The following is a 19,098-nucleotide window of genomic DNA, read 5'->3' as shown; positions in this document are numbered from 1 at the left end:
TTATGCTTACAGCGATTATAGTTGAAGACATGTTTGATGCACTTCAGCTTCTTAAAAGTGATATAGAAACCAATCACAACGATATACAGATCATCGACACTGCGCAAAGTGTGGTCGAAGCAGCCAAAGCATTGCGCAAGGAAGAGCCTGATATTCTATTTTTGGATATCATGCTTGGAGATGGAACCGGTTTTGATATTTTAGAAATTTTTCCTAATCTAAAGTCGAAAATCATATTCGTTACAGCAAGTGATGAGTTTGCTATTCGCGCTTTTCGTTTTGCAGCGATCGATTACGTGCTAAAACCTTACTCTAATGAAGAGCTAAGTCAGGCTATTGAACGTGCTAAGGAACAATTACAACCTACAAAAGAGCGTTTGGACATTCTTAAATATACGCTGTCGGCACCCGAACAAAAGCCGGATAAAATCAGCCTGCATACCTTAGATAAAATTAGTATCGTCAATCTTGATGATATCGTACGTTGTGAATCCGATAGTAACAATACTATTTTTCACTTGGTTGAGGGTGAAAAGGTATTTGTTACCAAAACATTAAAACATTTTGCAGAGCTCCTGAAAAATTATCAGTTCCTACGTGTTCATCAAAGTCATTTGCTCAACCTACAATATATCAGCGCATATATCAAAACAGAAGGTGGATATTTGCTGCTCAAAAATGGAGAACGGGTACCGGTCTCAATTCGTAAGAAATCTGAGGTTATTGAGATTTTGGATACGATGCATTAATTCATTTTTGGTGGTATAATTGCATAATAAAAGCAGCTTGCGTACTAGTGTCTATGTCTTTAATTAAGAAAATAAAGGGAATTTTAACGTAGCTGAGTAACAAAAGTTACATACGCCCATCGGGTAATCCATTATTTTTGTTCCATTCGTGAAAATAAAAAACTACATAGCAATTCTATTGATTACGATCTTTATGGTAAAATTTGTTGCCATGGATTCGAATTGGTTAAATCTGGTATTTAACGGAAATGATATTGCTTTTTTTAACCCCAAATGTAAAAAAGAAAATTCTCCAAAATTAGTGAAGGATACTGCTGATTTTTCGCAAATTGATATTTCTTCTATGCAAGTGGTTGCTCTCAGTGGTTATTGCACTCCACTATTTCAATTTCACATATTCTCTTGGGAAGTAAATAACCCGAACCCAGTTCCTGACGTTAATTCATTTTTTACTTCAAGGTTAAGCTATCGCTATTTGGAGAATGTTTCTCCCCCTCCCCGTTTTATATAATTGTTCCATAGATAGATGGACGCGTTACTTTAACACCCTTTTAAAAATTCACATTTCAAAAGGTTAACTAGGCTATGATATAGACTAGAAAAACGCGTGCAATATACATCATTTATCAACTTTCTAACACAATTATATGACTGACAAAATTTTAATTAATCGTCATTCCATACAGTTATTACGCATATTAGTTAGTGGTATTTTCTTAGTAGCCGGTGCGAATCATTTGCTCAACACAGAGAAAACAGCTAACAGAATAGAAAAAGCGAGCTTCAAAGGTATCGCTCATTTTTTTGGAGAACCGGAATGGCTTATAGCGCTTTCAGGTATCGTAATGCTGGCAGCTGGTTTTATTTTCCTTATTGGATATAAGACAAAATGGGCAGCCATTATCCTCATGATGGTGCTAATTCCGATCACATTAACGGTTCAAGTAGGTCAAATTACTACCCTTGGGCCACTTTTCAAAAACATTGCAATTTTAGGTGGACTTTCATTTTTTATAATGAACGACACCGATAATCTTTTAAAATAAATCAAAATGAAAATACTCTTTTTTAGTTCAGCCCTTTTACTGCTAAGTCTTTTTAGTAGCGCACAGCTTCACGCTCAACATACAGAGGGAAACATACAGCAAAATTATGTTGTACTTACCAAAAAAATACCTCAATTACAACCCATCATTATGACAGCTGAAGCGCTCAAGGTTGAAGACAGCAAGGCTTTTGGCGATTTTCAAGTCATCATCTGCGGAAAAGAAATTGGAGATATTACAGATCCCGAAAAAATAAACGGTTTTATTGAAAAAGCCACAAAAGCAGGTGTTCAACTTGTTGCTTGTGGTTTTTCACTTAATAAATTTCAAGTTGATAAAACCAAAATTCCCGAAGAAATTGAGGTTGTTGAAAACGGAATTCTTCACAACTTTCAACTTCAGAAAAAGGGGTATAAAAGTATTAGCCTTTAATGATGAAAAGAATAAAATGTACACTTATGAAAATATGTAGTAGAACTATTGTGTCAACCCTAAGCCTCATCGGAGTTTTGACCGTTATAGTTGCATGTAAGACGGATACGTCAAAAATGGCGAACAATCCTGCCATATCAAAGGATACTTTAAGTATTACCGTACTACAAACAGCAGATATTCACGGACAGCTCGATACACATCCAGAATTATTTTGGGAAGATGAAAAAATAGTTTTTAAAGACCGTGGTGGCCTTGCCAACATCAAAACCCTTTTTGAGCAGGAACGTCAAAAAAACCCAAACCGCACCCTCATTGTAGATGGTGGCGACCTAATACAAGGTAGTGGTTACACTGCTCTGTCGAATGGAAAAGTCATGTCTGAAATAATAAAGGAAATGGGATATGATGTTATCATCCCTGGCAATTGGGAAGTTGTCTATGGCAAAGACATCATGATTGACATTATGCAAGCTTATGACACAAATGTCATTGCACAGAATATGTACCACGAAAAAAGTGAAGCACCTTTGTTTCCTGCTTATTCCATTAAAGAAATAAATGGTGTTCGCATTGGGTTTATGGGCATCAACGACCCTGACGTTCCAGTGAGGCAAAATCCAATTTTCAGTAGAGGCATTACCTTTAGTGGCCTTACCAAAGATTTGAAAAAGCAGGTGGATGAGTTGAAGACCAAAGAATACTTGGATGTACTCTTTTTAGTAACACATATTGGAATTTTTAAACAAGTTGAACTCGCCAATAATCCCATTGCCGAAAACGCAGATTATATCTTAGGAAATGATACCCACGAACGGGTAAGAAAACCCATTACAGGAAAATTCGCAAAGGTAACCGAACCTGGTGCTTTTGGTTCCTTTGTAGGAAAATTGACACTGCATTTTGTCGATGATGAATTGGTAGGTGATGATTACGAGCTTATTGAGGTGGATCCGGAGGTGTTTCCGGCAGATAAAACAATACAGGCACTTATAGATAAGAAAAAAGCTCCTTACAAGGACCACTTAGAAACCGTGATTGGTTATACCAACACGCCTCTCTACAGATATTTAACTGTTGAAAACCCGATGGACAATATGATTACTGATGCTGCCCGATGGAAAACTGGTGCTGATATAGCCATTTCAAACGGATTTCGATTTGGGAACCCCATTGTACCAGAAAATGGAAAACCCGCGCCTATTACCAGAGCAAACCTATGGAATTTGCTGCCGGTAAACGAAAAACTAAAAACAGGAAAGGCTACGGGCAATCAGATAAAAAATTGGTTAGAGAAAGAGATGCACAATGCCTTTTCCCAAAATCCGACAGAACGTTTTGGTGGATGGTTGGTGCGTTTTTCAGGAATGAAGGTAAATTTTAATAGTCAGAACGAAATGGGCAAACGTATTTCTTCCATAATTGTAAACGGAGAGCCAATGCAAGAGGATGAGTATTATACCATCTCTGCCTGTGTACGACCAGGTGATCCGTTGGATAATTTATGTAGGATGCCAAATGTCAAGGATGTTGAAGTTAAGAAGTATACTATACATGAGGTTGTTGAAGAATATCTCAAGAAACATTTGCCAGTATCGCCAACTTTGGAAGGGAGAGCGTATTGCGAATATCTCGGAACCTATTCTTTTTCGACGGTTCCTACAACCGATTATACCTTTCAATAAAATATAGATTATGAAAACAAATCAAATATCAAAGAACAAGAGAAAAACGTGGATTCAATATGGAGTATTTGCCGTAGCGGCCATAGCACTTTACGCAACCGGTATGCATACCGAAGTTATCGGTTTTGCACAACGTGGATTGCTCGCTACCGGCTTGATGAATCCAGATGTAGAAGAAATTGCCCAAATAAGAAACAATCAAAATAATCAGGATGTGCCAGTAACATCAAATCTCATAAAGGCAGATTTGAAACTGAAATTGATTGACAGGGATGGCAACTCAAGTTCCCTGGAAGATTTTAAAGGCAAAGTAATCTTCTTAAATTTTTGGGCAACTTGGTGCCCGCCCTGCGTTGCTGAAATGCCAAGCATAGATATGTTGTACGAAGAAATGGGCGATGAAGTTGCCTTTGTGATGTTGTCCTTCGATGACGATTTTGAAAAGGCTAAAGATTTTGATAAGCGTAAGGGTTATAACTTACCTATTTACGCTCCTGGGAGTAATCTTCCCGCAATGTTTCAATCATCCGCATTACCAACAACCTATATAATTGATGCGGCTGGCAATTTGGCTTTCACACATAAAGGTATGGCCAACTATGGTACTGATGAGTTTAGAGAATTTTTGAGAAGTTTAAAATAAAAAATCTCCTGAAACGGAGCGGAAAAAATGAATACATTCATCCGCTCCATTAGGGAATTTTTCAATACCAATAAAAACAATGCACTATCTAAAATTAATTTTAAGCTTATTCAGGTCCTCTCAATTATACAGTTTGAATCAATAATATATGGATGTATATATTTCATCCTTTTATGATTGAAAATAAGGTTAAACCTTTGAAATTTTGATATTTAACAATAATAATTTTTTATAAAACAGCCAGAGTATCGCTCTTATTTTTCCGATTTTAGTTTATCTAATATAAACCCCAACTATTTCGTATGAAAAATAAAATTTTATTAAGCTTTATAAGTTGTCTATTTATAGCTTTAACAACCTTAGGGCAAGAAAAAAGATCCTCATTCAAAGGAGAAGGTTCCACCAATATCAAAATTGACTTATCCAAAGAAAACAGCGTTCTCAACACTGGTAAATTCACCAAAAAAGCAACTGGTTTAGCTATAAAACAAACTGCACAGGAGGAAACAGAACTTATTCTGAAACCTGTAAAAATTAACTTAAAAAAACCAAAACCTTTTATTTCGGCTTATACTGTATGGAAAGGAATCAATCTATCTTACACCAACAGTAAACTGAGCTATCGAACTTCAAAAAACGGAAAATCCTGGTCCACATGGGAAACTGCAGTTTTTGATGGGCATCAGGAGCAAACCAGTAGTCGCATAACCTCAAAAATGATGTTTCTGGATAAGAAAACGAAATACATTCAGTATAAAATTTCCTTTGAACAAACCGTGGACGATATGACGCTTACCGATGTTCAATTTTTTCATTATAGTCCGGGAAAAACACCGAAAACTACACAGAAAAATATCTTGCAAACTACTAAAAGTCAAGCTAGAGCTGTATGTTCAAAACCTACAGTAGTAAGCAGAAGTCAATGGGGTGCAATCTATAGAAATCCTGCGTCAACCTCTACTGTTTCTCATCTTATCTTACACCATGAGTATGGATCAAACTCCAGTAATGACTGGGCTGCCAGAGTACGTTCTATTCAAAATTATCATATCAATGGTAACGGGTGGTCAGATATAGGATATAACTTTCTGGTAGATCCTAACGGAACAATTTATGAAGGTAGAGCTGGAGGAGACAATGCGATTGGCGCTCACTTTTGTGGTAAAAACAGAAATACTATGGGAATATGTATGCTAGGTGATTATTCTTCTATAAGTCCCACAGCAGCTACACAAAATGCTTTAAAAGATCTTATGGCCTGGAAAGCTGCAAAAGAAAATATTAATCCCGTAGGAGCTTCCTATCATTATTCAGTCAGTTCATCATTAACTCACATTGCAGGTCATCGTGATGCAGGGTGTACTGTATGTCCGGGCAACGGAGGTTACGCCTCTCTAAGCGGAATAAGAAACGGAGTGAACGATTTGGTCTCAAACGGTTGTTCCGGTGACACCACCCCACCTACCACCTCAATAACTGCTGTTGGCGGTACTTCTCAATCAGGTGATTTCACTGTTAACTTTGCGGATAGTGACAATGTCGGAGTAACAAGAAGGTACTATCAGGTGCTGGAAAAATATGGCACTAGCTATTTAGCAAATAGAAGAAACGGTTTTTTTAACGAAAATTTTGAACAGGACTTTGGCGTGTATGATAAAGGAGCAGGAAGCTGGAGCGTCTCAAACGGTAGGCTAAACCAAACCAATACAACTTCTGACAATACGCTGTGGAGTTCTTATCTTATTCAGGATTCCGGGTTACCATATTTATATGAATTCGCTGCCAAAGTAACTTCGACAACCGGCCCTCGTAAATTTGGAATACACATAATGGCTTCTGATGCAACCTTGAGTCAACGTGGGAACTCTTATCTTATATGGTTTAGTGGAGAGGACAATAAAGTACGTATTTATGAGACCGTAAATAATGCATTATACACCAGAGCTATTGCCGATGTATCCTTAGATAATAACTGGGCTGCGTATCGGGTTACCTATAGTCCGGCGTACGGAGTGCTACAAGTCTGGAAAAACAAGGAATCCCTTCTTACTTGGGTGGATAGTAGTCCAATACCATCAGGAGTTGCCATCTCCCTGCGAACAAATAAAACATCGGTACTATTTGATGATGTAAAGGTGTCAAAGTACCGATCAACCAGTAGTGTATTAATCACCGCTGGGTCTCTGGATAATACAAATGATCTTAGAACCACTAACGGAAAGATTAAAAGTATGGTAAGAGACGAAGCCGGTAACTGGTCGCAGCCCGGTAACCTTGATGTAACTATGAATACTGCTGGAACGTTGGCGAGAACACAACCGAGTAGTATAGCACTTTATCCTAATGAAGTTAGCGATACAGCAATTCTTGAGTGGAACCAACGAGATGATAGTGCTGTGGAGATTACTATTTATGATACGCAGGGAAATTTAATCTCCAAGCTCCCCAAAAGCTATATCCCCCAGGGGCAAGGCAACCTTGACATCTCAACGTCCACGAATCAGTTATCTCCGGGATTATATATTCTAAACCTATCAACCGGAACGAAAAGAGAAAGCATCAAACTTTTGAAGAGGTAGTTAGTGATTCGAATTGGATACTAGTCAAAAAATAAAAATCCATGACCTATCGGTTGTGGATTTTTTTAACTCTTTATGTCCCAAATATAAATTTACAATGAACTATTCTATTGAATATTAGAAGATTTCTGAGCTATAAGCTTATCGGGTGAAATTAAAGTTGCGAATTCAAAATTGTTATCAGTTAAACTAAAAACCGTAATTTTATTCGACATCCTATCAGCAACATTTGATGAATGAAATTTAGATACAAAATTTTAAGATTAAAGAAATGGTTCAAAATTAATAATATATTACCATCTCTAAGAATTATTAACAAACAGACTTGGAAGATAGTTCGTAAATTAGCAGCTCTCACCACTTTAATTTCGGGAATTATTACCATAAATATTTTTCTAAAATGCTCTGATTCTTCAACCTTAGAAACGAATAATACTAATCAAAATTCTTTATTCCAACCTATATTTTCAGAAGTAGATCAGACTTCTTTCAACATTTTGATTATTCCATTTGAAAATTATCTCAATAAGGAAGAAGACAACTGTATTGGTCGAGCAATCCAAGAAAGCATTGGGGTAATTGAAGCTAATAATAATTTTAAATTACGTATAAAAGCAAAATCCGTAGATAGCATTTCTCCTCCAAAGAATATTTTTGAAGTTGAAAAAATTCAACAAAATCATAATACTGACCTAATTATATATGGTTTAGCTAAAAACGGATTAGGTAAATGCAGAAATATTGAAATTAATCTGAGATATTACATAAATAAAAAAATTGTCTCTAAGGTCAGCCCGGTTATCAACATGAATGTTTTTCGACATGATTCAGATTATATTCTAACAAATCCACAAGATATAGAAAAAGGAAAATTGCGAATTGATGCTGTATCCTTCAAGTTTTGGTTAACTGCTTTAGTTGATATGAAACTAGATAATCCAGAAAAAGCATTTCTAGAATTAGCTTCTATTTCTAGAGATTCTTCGAAAATTAGTGAGTATGAACTTTCTAAAAAATTTCGGACGATAGGAAATACATATTCAGATTTGAATCAGCATAATAGAGCAATTAAAGCATATGACAAGGCCATAAAACTGAACCCCCTAGATACTATTTTATATAATAGTAGAGGGTTAGCTTTAAAAAAATTAAAAAAATATAAAGAAGCTATCTACAATTTTGAATCTGTAATAGAATTGGATTCTATGAATGATGCTGCTATCTACAATCTAGGATCTGTGTATTCCATTTTAAAGAAAAATAGTTTGGCAATAAATAGCTTTACTAAAGCTATCGAGATTAATCCCAAAAAAGAAGATTATCATATATATTCAGGGCTAGTTTCTGGCGAAACAAATAATCATTCCGAAGCTATTAAAAGTTACAGCATAGCATTAACAATTAATAAAAATGACACTATAGCCTACAATAACAGAGGGGTCGCTTACAAACAAATTGGTAAATTCAATTTGGCAATGGCGGACTACAACAAAGCCTTAAGTCTCGATTCAACACTAATCTCTGCATATAATAATAGAGGAATTATATACAAAAAATTGAAGAAATATGATCAAGCTTTGCATGACTATACCAAAGCAATTAATTTAAATGAAAATAATGTAGTAAACGCATACTTCAATAGAGGTGTTTTATACTCAATAATTGGGAAATATCGTTTAGCGCTTAGAGATCTAAACACGTATCTCTCTAAAAACAAAAGCGATTATGATAGTTATCATCAGAGAGGAATAGTATTTAGAGAATTAGGTATGCTCAGATTAGCTATTGAAGATTTTGAAAAAGCTACTCTATTAAAAGAAAATTCTCCAGAAGTACTTATAAATAAAGCAAAAACTTTTTTAATACTTGATAATTATAATGCAGCGGTGTTAGACTTGAACAAATACCTCTCTCTTGATCCTACAAATCGTAAAGCATTTTTTCTGAAAGCTTGGTCATATAGCAGGCTAAAAAATTATAAGAAAGCAATTGAAAATTATAAAAAAGCCATAGACTTAGATCCACAGTTTCAATTAGCATATAACAATATAGCTTCTAATTATTTAAAGCTAGAAAATTATGAAGAAGCACTTTTGAATTATAAAAAATCAATTGGTTTGCAACCTTACCAAACAGCAAGTTATTTAGGTTTTATTTATGTGTTTCTATTTAAAAAATATTGGATTATTTTTTCTCTGATGATTTTTGTTCTCGTTTTGAGAAAAAAGATGATTTTTATTTACAACTTATTGAAAAACTGAGCAATAAATTATTTTACTCTAGATCAAAAGCATTTTTTTGTCTTGAAAACTCCAATTTTTAAATATCTATTTTATTGGGAGGAGATCAGTCCCCGAGGTTATATTCTAAATCTGTCAACCGGAACAGAAAGAGAAAGCATCAAACTTTTAAAGAAATAGGTTTTAGTTTGTTAGCTAGTTAAAAATAAAAAAGGTGTCTAAAAAAGTATATCTTCAATGTAAGTTTCGCATTGTTTAGGATTGAAAAGTAATTTTTGATTAAAAATTACTTTTCAATTGCGCTCCAGATGATAGAAGAGTTATTATTTAGACACCTTTTAAAATGTGTTACATGGCTGGCCATCGGTTATCGATCGTTGCATTGCCAATGGTCATTTCTTCTGCAGAAATAGTAAAATTAATAGTCATTGGTATATCTCCGTTTACATTTAGGTTCTCTTTGTAATAAACGATATATCCGTTTCTGAATTCTACTTCTTTCATTTTTGCATCTTCTTCAGATTTCTTGAAGATTATCTTTCCTTCAACAGATTTAAATTGACTGTTGAGCATAGCTTCAATCACTGAAGTATCAGATGTTGACTCAATAGTGATATTAATTCTACCACCATAAACATTCGAAGAAATCTTACCTTTTTTATCAGTGTCTCTACTGAAAGCGTATTCTGTTGCTAATACGTCAAATTCTTTGCCTCCAAGCTCTAAGGCTGCTCTAAATGATCCCATTATCTTTTAATTTTAAAATTAATAATTGGTCCGATCCCCTTACATTATGCTTTATTATATTACGTAAGTATAAAACGAATCCTGTTTTCTATGCCAATAGAAAATTTTCTTAACTAAAAAATAAACGTTTTGTGGGAAACATCCCGAGTGAATACTCATTAGAGTAGGTAGTAAATACCTAGTATCAGACAAGTATGACAGTTTATTTACAAGAAAGAAGAAGATTCTAAATTGTCATTTGTTATTACAAACTTACTGAATTATAAGTTTATAACAAAGATTTGTTGCTGAACTATATTTTCCCTTTAAAAAATGTAAAGGTAATGACGATCAAGATAAAGATATTACCCAACACTAATTTGTCTAATAAATCATTGTTGTACTTAATGTTTGTATTGATATTCTTGTTTAGTTGTTTTTGTAATCCATTCAATCTCGACTGCTGATGTTTTTGTAAGCTATCTATAACTGTGTATAGTTTTGCTAACTCTTTTTGCACTGATTTGTTATTACTATTTTGCCTTGAAAACAAATAGGAAATATCTTCCATCTGTTTGTTTATAGTTTGTTCTTCATTAAGCGATAAGTACAACCTTTTTATGGAGTTTTGAGTTCCGATTACGGTTCCTGACGGTTCAACTTTTGTCGAAAGCTCATAATTACGTCCCATTGAAGCATACAAGTACGTAAGCGTGCATATAGCAAAAACACCTGCTAAAAAAAGAATCTTACTTCGTAGATTTTTAATTCTTTTCTTTGAAGGTTTGATATAAAAGGTTTCTTTGTCTTGAGAAGAAATCACTTCATCTTCAAGTTCTTCACTTTGGGATTTTTGATCCAGAAATTCGTAGCGATCCAAACTGTATTTATCTAAATAAAGGGTTACCCGCTTTTCTCGAACCAGCCAATCGAGCACCTCTCTTATATAACGTTCGGTAATCTCTGGGTTATCAATTTTCCACAAGACATCCTGAGCAGATAAACCAATAGGCTTTTGGCGATCTGCATTAAACATAATTTTTAAAACAACCTCATGGATCGGTAAGTCTGTTGAAGTGCTCATTTTTTAAAGTATATAATTTTCTGAAACAAAATAATATTTCCTAGTATCACTATGCGTATATATTGTGGCATTTTTCCTGGAAAGCATTCCTTCTAAAACCTCTACTTTTTTTCTTAGTTCGATCATAAGCTCAGTAAACGCTTGGTGAGAAGTTCTTCTTTTTCGTTTTAGATGTTTTATTTTAGTTTCTCGCAAATATGTATCACGCACAGGGATTCCTGTTTTGAGAAACACTAAGTCAGCAATATGATTTTTTCTTTTTAAAATTTTTCTGAAAACATCATTATTTATATTCCTACTGTTTTTACGGTAGACACGATATAATCTCCTTCGATCCTTGCGCTTTACTTCTTTGGTATACATGGGAATTAACGAATTGTAGTTATCAATAATCATCTCCAATTCTTCTTTAGTCAACAAATAACCAAAAATAGTTGCATTATTATCCCCTTGGTTAAATCGTTCATCCTGATAATATTTCTCATACATATAGTTGCGAGGCACCATTCCTAAGCTATTGTTGTAAGTGGTATCATTTAAAATCAGTTGTTTAATTCGTTGCCCGGATTTACTACGCAAAAACCCAAGCTTTTTAGCGTGATACTCTAAGGAACCGGTAAAGGTTGAATTAAAACGAATGGTTTTGCGCAATACTGAATCTAACGCTTTATCAAAAGAGGTGGCTAGTAACACTTTATTAATTTTAGGAAAAGTAATTCCCCCCTGATACGTGCTGTTATTAGGAGCATCATATACATAAATGTTATCTACCGCAGGTATACTTGTAAAAGTATTTTCGCTTTTGATAAGATCATTTTCCACTATAAAGGCTCTAATAAAATCTGAATGACTTTGACTAACCCGTCCCAAAATTCGTTTCGCCTGCAAGATGTAATCTTGATGTTGATCATCGGGTTTATTTTCTAGCTGATAAAAAATAATTCTGGAGGATGTTTGTCCAAGCTTACGTGTAATTTCCTTTATATTAGGTGGATTGTAAAACTTCTTTTCCCCGGCTACCATAATGATATTATTGACAAAACTTCCTTTGGGCTCATCTGCGATGGCATATTCAAAACATTGTTCTATACCGTTAGTATTAATTTGAGTGGCTTCATAGAGATTGGTGTCCAAAAAAATATTTTGGAGATAATCGACCCATAATGAAAATGATTTAGTTTTGGGTAATGCGTAAAATTTACCGCATCCATACGAGCTGGCACTAAAACTATATTCGTAGTCAGCGTAGCGCTCTTCAGAAGATAATAATACCCATATTCTTTGAAGCGAACTCATTAATCGAAGTTGCTTTTTTCTGAGTTCTTTACTACAATCAAAGATAAAATGAAAATTAACGATTTTGTTATCCTCACGAATCTCATCCAATTTACGAATCAAAACATCCTCTCCATCCACATTGATAAGCGTATTGTCATAATGATCCCATACATTAACAGGTACTACTACCTGGGTTGTATCAGCTGCTTGTTGCATACGCACTTTTTGCTTGGATAAATCGTAGATGTAATCACTCCCAATTTCTCTAGTGTGCAAAGTGTCCTTGGTTGTACCTTGGGACTTATGAAAAATAAGCGAGTCACTTTTTTCCATAGTGTACACTTGTTGTTGACCAACCAATTTTAATAACGGCTGTGGGATCCACCCCATGATTCTACTTACAGAATCCTCTGGTTTGAGCGTCGACTGATTGGCTACCAAGGCTGCTTTTTTCTTGGAGTCATACTTATACAAATAGACAAATTGATCTAGCAATAATTTCTTTTCACTTTTTTCCTTAAATAAGGGATCCTTAAATACATAGACCGAATCCTGTTTAACATGTCGTTTAATGTTATACAGTGTTTTTAAATCTTGTATTCCTACTACATACCGTAAGGGTTTATAGTTAAATTCACTTACTCTTGGATGGTCATAGTGCAAAACATTGTCTTTATGAATCCAACCTATATATTCTGTTTTTTTGTGGTCCTTAAAACGATACTTCTTACCAAAAAATATTGAAAATAATCCTTTAGGTTTCCCGATAAGCTCCGGATTCGCTGTAACAACTTTGAGGTAGTCATTTTTTTGGTCTAGCACATAATACGGTGCTAACATATCTTGTTGTTCCCCCTTCTTTTGTGCGTATGGATCCAAATACACTATATTATCTGATCGATCTGAATAAACCTGATACAACCTTTTATCTTTTTTTTGTCGTACACGCGGTTGTACATCAGCTTCAAAATTGAATGTGTTACGTTGTTTCTTTTCAATTTTCTCAAACTTCTTGATTTGCGCAGTAAGTGAATGGGGTAGAAAACCAAGAAAGTTTAATAACAATCCAAAAACAAGAATCACTAAGGTATTTGGTGAATTTTTACGGTGCTGCATATCTTACGTTAAGGATTGATCAAACTTTGTGTTACTTTTATTTTTTTAAGGCATTTAAATGTATCGATAGCCACTTCACTTATGATAACAGTTTTCTCTCCCTTTCCTTCTAAATGATGTAAGCCTTGACAGTAACTATACAGATCGTTGTATCTAGCACCGTTAATTACTACAATCACCTCATCTGCATCGTTACAGGTGTATTGATTTTCTATGTGTCGCAAACTTCTGTAATAGTCTCTATTATTGCCTATTGATGCGTCGGCTATCGTCTGCAATCGCTTTTTTATATCTTCTTGCGCCATGGATAAAGAGTCCAATTGTTCTGCTTCTTCAATTGCTTCAAATAAGGGTAAGATCTGTATACGATGTGCAACCGGATATTTTGAGGTATTAGTTTTCAGTTTCACATTATACATCCCCGGAGTTTTGTAAATATAGACTACTTGTCCTTCGTAGGCATCGACTGTACCGGTTTCTCCAAATTCCCAGTACCATGAGTCAATTCCGGGACCGTAAGATGAAAACACCAGTTCTTCTCCTACATATCCTACATCAGCTCCATAGATGCGAGCAATAGAATCTTTTGCCTTTTTCTTGGGTAGTGATATTACCTCTATGTATTTGGAAATTTTGTATTTGTCGTCAACCGACAAGGTTACCATATACTTTCCTTTCTCCTTATACTTATAAAAAACATTGCTGACACGTTTAATGGTATCGCCATTACCCATATACCAAATCATATCTCGATCGCCATAATCTAAACTGTCATTCAGTGCAAAGTTTAATTTTTCATTCACCTCAAAATGATAATTGCCGTTACTATCATCTACACTAAAATCCATATTGCTTATAGTGGTATTGTACGGCATCCAAATAGCCAAGATTAGTGCCAATACGACTGCAACACCCAAAACAATTACGATAACTTTTCTATTAAATCTCATTTTTTACTAGATATTAGCTTTACACTCATTTAAGTTATCCATAATAATTTTTTTGTTCTTCAACATAGCACTATGCTCCTCTCGGGTGTCAAAATAAATTTGAAGAATATTGGCAGATTGAATTCCGAAGAAATACTTTGAATTCATTTTATTCTCTTTATACACCGAGCGTATTCTGAAAATTTTCTTATTAATTTCGTCTTTCTTTTGTACTTGATGGATATCGAACTCCATTGCTTTAACTTCTTCGTGAATATTTTTTACTTTCTCTGCATATTCACTTTGTCTTTGAATTATGGTTTCGTAGTTATCGATGGCCTCTAATAATTCGGCGTTATTGACTACCGGAATTTTAATAATGAATTTAGTCTGAAGGATATAGATTAGAACAACTGCTAATGAAAAAATCAATATATACTTGACTCTTCTCCAGAAAGATTCGCTCAAATTTTCTGTCATAATTATAGAATTTAACTGTCACACAGCAGGTAACAGGCGTTTTTTTAATTTAGTTTTTCTTAGATTTCACCCCTTCTGCTCTGTACTTCTCTCGGCATTTCTCTAACAGTTCTTTATTATACAGATACTCTTCTGATTCGTTTTCAAAATCATCAACAATCGCCTGAATAGCTTTAATTTGCTCTAATAATTCTATGTATAATTGAAATTGATACGTATCTATCGAAGCTGTATCCACCAGTTCATTTTCTATATCTATACGCATATTAGATATTAAGCTCTGAAATTGCTTGTGCTCACCCAGTGTTCGCTTTTTATTCTTTAATCGATGCAAATACTTTGTGATTTCGTCAATTTTGAAGGTAAAGGCTGCTTGCTTTTCAAAAACCATGTTGTATTCGGCATGTTTTTTTTCTAAAACATCAATACCTTTTTTGCCTGTGTGAATAGCAAATAAACTGCTACAAAATACAACTGTAAGCGTAATTAAGAAGATAAATAAAAACCGTAATTGCGACGCTCTTCGTTTTTTATAATTTAAAGGTTTCACAGATCAATAAAATTTAGGTTATCAGTATTTGGTTATGTTGTTCGATATAAGTAGAATATCTTTTCTAATCGATTATAGACCAAGATTTGCGTTTGGTTGTCGATTTTATGCTTTGACTCTCTTCACTAATTACAATATTATCCTTGCGCTGTCCGATATACTCGAGATCGCTCAAGCGTTTCCAAAGTTTATCCATGACAGCGATGAAAAAGTCTATTTTATCCAGCGAGGCGTTTATGTCCTGATGGTCATATGCCATATCTATGATATTACCCAAGGTAGTTTCAAATACCGAAGGTTTCACATCAATCCACTCATAGTAATATTGCAATAGTTTCTCTTTTTCGTTATCCTCCATTATTGCTAGCGCTGTAGACAAATAATTTGCTAAGATTGACACTTTTTGAGCTATGAATATAGGGGGTTGTTCTTCGCCGATCTGTGTAAATTCAAAAGTATGCTGACTTACAAAATCCATAACCTTATCGCTTAACAAAAAGGTATTACGCACTAGGGTATTACTTTGTAATTTGTCTCGGTTTTTCTTATTAATAATTACAGAATAATTACGTAAGCGCAATAATACCTGAGCGATATTTTTATGAAACTCGTGCAGCGGTTTATGATACATAATACGCGATACCGGCGGTGTGTATGCAGTATCAATTACAAAACTACCATTACGCCAGTACACTTTGCCTGCCATTAAGAAGTATCTGTCTAAAAAACTACTGTTAAACTGACTTTTTGATACAATTTGGAGGCTTATCTTAGGCAACACATTAGGATGATGTAGAGGAATAGCCTCAGGATCTGGCTCTCCAACAGGTACGAGCTCAAATGGATTGATGGTAACCAAAACATAAAACTCCAGGTTGCTATTGGTGTCTATGTCTTTACTTTCTAATGTTGCTGTAGGTACTTCATTGCCGTACATCCCTGCAGAAAACTCAATCTTACATCCGCCAGCGGTAAGTGCATTACAGGTACGCAGCGCTAATACTAAGCGCTCCTCTGTATGTGTTTGCGTTTCGATAGCTAATGCAGCTTGTGAATCGTTAATGGGCTGTAGTAAACCGTAATCATATTTATGAATTTGGGTATGCATACTTGCCCTCACTGTTTCTACAGAATTGAAGTAGCTCGCGATAAAATGATCTTTGGTTAGTTTGACTCCATCTGTCCAGTTCACTGCATAATGGTTATTTTCTTTCATCTACTTATATTTTTATGTTTTTGAACTATGATATCTGTTTTTTTCTGGTTGTTGTGTTATTTTTCTATAATTCTGTTCAATACCCTATTAGATATATTAGCTTCTTATCCTCTTTAGATTATCCTTGATAGTGCCAGCAATAGACTCGAAAAATCAAAGTTTGAAATATGTAAGACACACCTTTACCAATACCTCTTGTTAATTAAATAATTTTTTTGCATCATAGTACTCTTCTTCATGAACAAATCACCTACTTGAGGATTTCCACTCTCCACTACTAAATACATCACTATATTTTTTAGATATAACTTGTTTTTTAATGTCTAAAACATACAATTATATTTGTCAATCTCTTCTTTCGAACTACCATCAAGTAGCATTCCTTTTTCAACAGCTTGAAGAATCAAAAAATTCTGATTAGGTGAAAAATCTAAGTTTCCTTTATTTACATTCGTTATATCCTTGTCTTTACAGCCTGTAAGTATAGATACAAGAATTATCAATATTTTAGCATTCATATCATTATTCCCTTTAACCAAGGGATTATTCCATAGAATTTTCCATTGTTATAGCCAAGTGAGTATTCGTTTTTACTACCATATTTTTGCCAGTGTTCGTAGTCCTAATATCAAAAGTCGCTTCCTTTTTATAGCCATACGTAGCGTCGTTATCAAAAGTATGGTGCAAACTCATTGTAATTAATAACTCGTGTACCACAGTTGCGGTGTTTTTGGCAGAAAACACTACTAACTGCTTTAATGGGATTATCTTTAGCATAGCCTCCTAACTGTACTACTCTTTTATTATTAGTGTCATATCGTACCCCCGTATCCCTAAAGAGAAAAACTTTTTCACAATCATAAAATATGATTTTTAATAATAGATTACTGTTTGCATCTTTTAGCTTGTTTTAGACTTTTTTTAATGATTTACAAACTCTAATTTCTTTTTATTTAATTCTTTTCCAGTTATACCATCTAAGGTTAATTCAATTAATTGATCTCCGGAAAATTGATAAGTAATCACCCACGTTTTGTGTCCTTCTTCACTTTCTTCTTTATAAATAGTTGTTTGAAAACCTGAAGTTTCGTAACCTTTTGTGAGTTCGATTTTATTTTTTTCACAATAATGAACAACTTGCTTCCAGTCAAAATCATAACCTTTGTCAGTATCAATCTCTTCAATCAAATTACCTTGCTCGTCAAACTTGTACCAAACGCCATATTCTGATCCGTTGTTGAAACTTATTCCTTTTTCTTTAATAAAGCTATTCTTAAAATAAAGTTTCAGAATTGAAAAAAAAGAATTCTCCTTTACTAAATGTTTAGCAAATCCAAACGATTGATTCATTCTTTTTATATAAAAATCATTTTCTTTAATGAATATATTTTCCTTTTCTAAATCAAATTTGTCAATATCAAATTTTTCAAATTTATTGTCTATTTCGGGTATAATAATATCGGTATTTTTCATAATTTTTGGTTGTGCTTTACAAGTAGAAAAAACAAGAAGTAAGATTATTAAATGTTTCATAGTTATTTTATAACTTCAATACCCTCAATTTTGACATATCCTCCGGAAACAATTTTACCATCATAATATACTTTCGCCCATTTATCATTCATACTTTCAAGATATGCTATATCTCCTCTTACCAAAAATGCTTTTCGCCTTGATGTTTCTGACATTTCTGAATGAAAAAAGGTTTTATCAGCTACGACTTTAATTTTTGATGAAAATTCATAAATGTTAAATTCTCTTATAATATTTTTTATGTTTGCGACTTTCTTACTTTTTAGTTTACAGAATATATCAATTGGTAAGGAATTGATCTTGGAAAAACTTGAAACATTGTAAAGCTCTTCGTCATACATATAACTAGAAGTCAAACTGGTAGTATAAAACGCATCGTTTATTATATAATTTTCGTCGATTAAAACTTTACTATTCAATTTCACCATTAAATTTCCATTGTTTTTTAAATCTTCACGGCTTAACGATTTTTTCTTATTATCAGAAAAACCTAGGTAACTTATTTCTATTACTGAATTATCATAATTGCCTTCATCACAAATTCCTTCTACACAAATTATATCTAAAACTTTATTTTCGTACTGTATTCTATACGGTATACTTTGATTCAAATCTTTTTCTCCAACCCAAATACCTTGTAATTTATTAAGAGAACTCTCAAGTCTAATTGTATCCTTATCAAAATGACTATTCTCGAGAACTGAACTTTTTGTTTTTAAGTTAGTATTTGGTTTAGAGGAATTACTGTTACATCCAATTAAAAACAATGTAATACATATGAAAAAAGTATTTCTAGTTATTTTATTCATCTT

General features: G+C 33.9%; 19 protein-coding genes. 8 read left to right on the top strand and 11 right to left on the bottom strand.

The features are described from left to right. The first annotated feature begins 2 nt into the window (after positions 1-2). From ACJRPK_RS04985 to ACJRPK_RS04950, 8 genes are all read left to right on the top strand, one after another. Positions 3-749, top strand: coding sequence for a LytR/AlgR family response regulator transcription factor (locus tag ACJRPK_RS04985; protein WP_407138690.1), 747 nt, complete (start codon positions 3-5; stop codon positions 747-749). A gap of 211 nt (positions 750-960) precedes the next feature. Then, on the top strand, positions 961-1,260 hold the full coding sequence (locus ACJRPK_RS04980; RefSeq protein WP_407138689.1) for a hypothetical protein: 300 nt from the start codon (positions 961-963) through the stop codon (positions 1,258-1,260). 136 nt (positions 1,261-1,396) lie between these two features. Next, complete coding sequence (locus ACJRPK_RS04975) at positions 1,397-1,795, top strand: DoxX family protein (protein WP_407138688.1); 399 nt, start codon at positions 1,397-1,399, stop codon at positions 1,793-1,795. A 6-nt stretch (positions 1,796-1,801) separates the two neighbouring features. After that, on the top strand, positions 1,802-2,227 hold the full coding sequence (locus tag ACJRPK_RS04970; RefSeq protein WP_407138687.1) for a sulfur reduction protein DsrE: 426 nt from the start codon (positions 1,802-1,804) through the stop codon (positions 2,225-2,227). 26 nt (positions 2,228-2,253) lie between these two features. Next, positions 2,254-3,912 (top strand): bifunctional metallophosphatase/5'-nucleotidase, encoded by a 1,659-nt coding sequence (locus ACJRPK_RS04965; RefSeq protein WP_407138686.1) that lies wholly within the window; start codon positions 2,254-2,256, stop codon positions 3,910-3,912. Positions 3,913-3,922: 10 nt separating this feature from the next. After that, positions 3,923-4,555, top strand: a complete 633-nt coding sequence (locus tag ACJRPK_RS04960; RefSeq protein ID WP_407138685.1) for a TlpA family protein disulfide reductase — start codon at positions 3,923-3,925, stop codon at positions 4,553-4,555. 302 nt (positions 4,556-4,857) lie between these two features. Then, positions 4,858-7,134, top strand: a complete 2,277-nt coding sequence (locus ACJRPK_RS04955; RefSeq protein WP_407138684.1) for an N-acetylmuramoyl-L-alanine amidase — start codon at positions 4,858-4,860, stop codon at positions 7,132-7,134. A gap of 236 nt (positions 7,135-7,370) precedes the next feature. Beyond that, positions 7,371-9,395, top strand: a complete 2,025-nt coding sequence (locus tag ACJRPK_RS04950; protein WP_407138683.1) for a tetratricopeptide repeat protein — start codon at positions 7,371-7,373, stop codon at positions 9,393-9,395. 327 nt (positions 9,396-9,722) lie between these two features. On the opposite strand, the gene tssD is transcribed toward ACJRPK_RS04950, so the two are convergent. The 11 genes from tssD to ACJRPK_RS04895 form a co-directional block, all read right to left on the bottom strand. Then, positions 9,723-10,121 carry a type VI secretion system tube protein TssD gene (gene tssD / locus ACJRPK_RS04945; RefSeq protein ID WP_407138682.1) on the bottom strand — a complete coding sequence of 133 codons (399 nt, stop codon included), beginning with the start codon at positions 10,119-10,121 and terminating at the stop codon, positions 9,723-9,725. Positions 10,122-10,413: 292 nt separating this feature from the next. Beyond that, entirely contained in the window at positions 10,414-11,184 is a 771-nt protein-coding gene (locus tag ACJRPK_RS04940; protein WP_407138681.1) for a DUF5457 domain-containing protein, read from the bottom strand. 3 nt (positions 11,185-11,187) lie between these two features. Then, on the bottom strand, positions 11,188-13,578 hold the full coding sequence (gene tssR / locus ACJRPK_RS04935) for a type VI secretion system protein TssR domain-containing protein (RefSeq protein ID WP_407138680.1): 2,391 nt from the start codon (positions 13,576-13,578) through the stop codon (positions 11,188-11,190). A gap of 8 nt (positions 13,579-13,586) precedes the next feature. Then, the gene (locus tag ACJRPK_RS04930) at positions 13,587-14,528 is read right to left on the bottom strand and encodes a PKD domain-containing protein (RefSeq protein ID WP_407138679.1); all 942 of its coding nucleotides are present in this window, start codon (positions 14,526-14,528) and stop codon (positions 13,587-13,589) included. 6 nt (positions 14,529-14,534) lie between these two features. After that, positions 14,535-14,987 (bottom strand): type VI secretion system TssO, encoded by a 453-nt coding sequence (gene tssO, locus ACJRPK_RS04925; RefSeq protein WP_407138678.1) that lies wholly within the window; start codon positions 14,985-14,987, stop codon positions 14,535-14,537. A gap of 49 nt (positions 14,988-15,036) precedes the next feature. Next, positions 15,037-15,537, bottom strand: a complete 501-nt coding sequence (locus tag ACJRPK_RS04920; RefSeq protein ID WP_407138677.1) for a hypothetical protein — start codon at positions 15,535-15,537, stop codon at positions 15,037-15,039. Between the two features lie 64 nt (positions 15,538-15,601). Next, positions 15,602-16,753: a hypothetical protein gene (locus ACJRPK_RS04915; RefSeq protein ID WP_407138676.1), complete on the bottom strand. Its 1,152-nt coding sequence runs from the start codon at positions 16,751-16,753 to the stop codon at positions 15,602-15,604. 323 nt (positions 16,754-17,076) lie between these two features. Continuing rightward, a complete protein-coding gene (locus tag ACJRPK_RS04910) occupies positions 17,077-17,292 on the bottom strand; it encodes a hypothetical protein (protein ID WP_407138675.1) in 216 nt (71 codons plus the stop codon). 4 nt (positions 17,293-17,296) lie between these two features. Further along, the gene (locus ACJRPK_RS04905) at positions 17,297-17,530 is read right to left on the bottom strand and encodes a hypothetical protein (RefSeq protein ID WP_407138674.1); all 234 of its coding nucleotides are present in this window, start codon (positions 17,528-17,530) and stop codon (positions 17,297-17,299) included. A gap of 144 nt (positions 17,531-17,674) precedes the next feature. Continuing rightward, positions 17,675-18,226: a hypothetical protein gene (locus tag ACJRPK_RS04900; RefSeq protein ID WP_407138673.1), complete on the bottom strand. Its 552-nt coding sequence runs from the start codon at positions 18,224-18,226 to the stop codon at positions 17,675-17,677. A gap of 62 nt (positions 18,227-18,288) precedes the next feature. Next, complete coding sequence (locus ACJRPK_RS04895; protein WP_407138672.1) at positions 18,289-19,095, bottom strand: hypothetical protein; 807 nt, start codon at positions 19,093-19,095, stop codon at positions 18,289-18,291. Between the last annotated feature and the right edge of the window lie 3 nt (positions 19,096-19,098).

The organism is Aquimarina sp. 2-A2, from assembly GCF_045505135.1.
Lineage (GTDB): Bacteria > Bacteroidota > Bacteroidia > Flavobacteriales > Flavobacteriaceae > Aquimarina > Aquimarina intermedia.
This window is presented reverse-complemented; position numbering and strand designations above follow the sequence as displayed.

Coding starts and splice junctions, on each gene's coding strand:
- ACJRPK_RS04940 (WP_407138681.1), bottom strand. CDS start 11,184: ATGAGCACTTCAACAGACTTACCGATCCATGAGGTTGTTTTAAAAATT.
- ACJRPK_RS04980 (WP_407138689.1), top strand. CDS start 961: ATGGATTCGAATTGGTTAAATCTGGTATTTAACGGAAATGATATTGCT.
- tssR (WP_407138680.1), bottom strand. CDS start 13,578: ATGCAGCACCGTAAAAATTCACCAAATACCTTAGTGATTCTTGTTTTT.
- ACJRPK_RS04965 (WP_407138686.1), top strand. CDS start 2,254: ATGAAAATATGTAGTAGAACTATTGTGTCAACCCTAAGCCTCATCGGA.
- ACJRPK_RS04900 (WP_407138673.1), bottom strand. CDS start 18,226: ATGAAAAATACCGATATTATTATACCCGAAATAGACAATAAATTTGAA.
- ACJRPK_RS04905 (WP_407138674.1), bottom strand. CDS start 17,530: ATGCTAAAGATAATCCCATTAAAGCAGTTAGTAGTGTTTTCTGCCAAA.
- ACJRPK_RS04970 (WP_407138687.1), top strand. CDS start 1,802: ATGAAAATACTCTTTTTTAGTTCAGCCCTTTTACTGCTAAGTCTTTTT.
- ACJRPK_RS04950 (WP_407138683.1), top strand. CDS start 7,371: ATGAAATTTAGATACAAAATTTTAAGATTAAAGAAATGGTTCAAAATT.
- ACJRPK_RS04915 (WP_407138676.1), bottom strand. CDS start 16,753: ATGAAAGAAAATAACCATTATGCAGTGAACTGGACAGATGGAGTCAAA.
- ACJRPK_RS04895 (WP_407138672.1), bottom strand. CDS start 19,095: ATGAATAAAATAACTAGAAATACTTTTTTCATATGTATTACATTGTTT.
- ACJRPK_RS04955 (WP_407138684.1), top strand. CDS start 4,858: ATGAAAAATAAAATTTTATTAAGCTTTATAAGTTGTCTATTTATAGCT.
- tssO (WP_407138678.1), bottom strand. CDS start 14,987: ATGACAGAAAATTTGAGCGAATCTTTCTGGAGAAGAGTCAAGTATATA.
- ACJRPK_RS04985 (WP_407138690.1), top strand. CDS start 3: ATGCTTACAGCGATTATAGTTGAAGACATGTTTGATGCACTTCAGCTT.
- ACJRPK_RS04930 (WP_407138679.1), bottom strand. CDS start 14,528: ATGAGATTTAATAGAAAAGTTATCGTAATTGTTTTGGGTGTTGCAGTC.
- tssD (WP_407138682.1), bottom strand. CDS start 10,121: ATGGGATCATTTAGAGCAGCCTTAGAGCTTGGAGGCAAAGAATTTGAC.
- ACJRPK_RS04975 (WP_407138688.1), top strand. CDS start 1,397: ATGACTGACAAAATTTTAATTAATCGTCATTCCATACAGTTATTACGC.
- ACJRPK_RS04960 (WP_407138685.1), top strand. CDS start 3,923: ATGAAAACAAATCAAATATCAAAGAACAAGAGAAAAACGTGGATTCAA.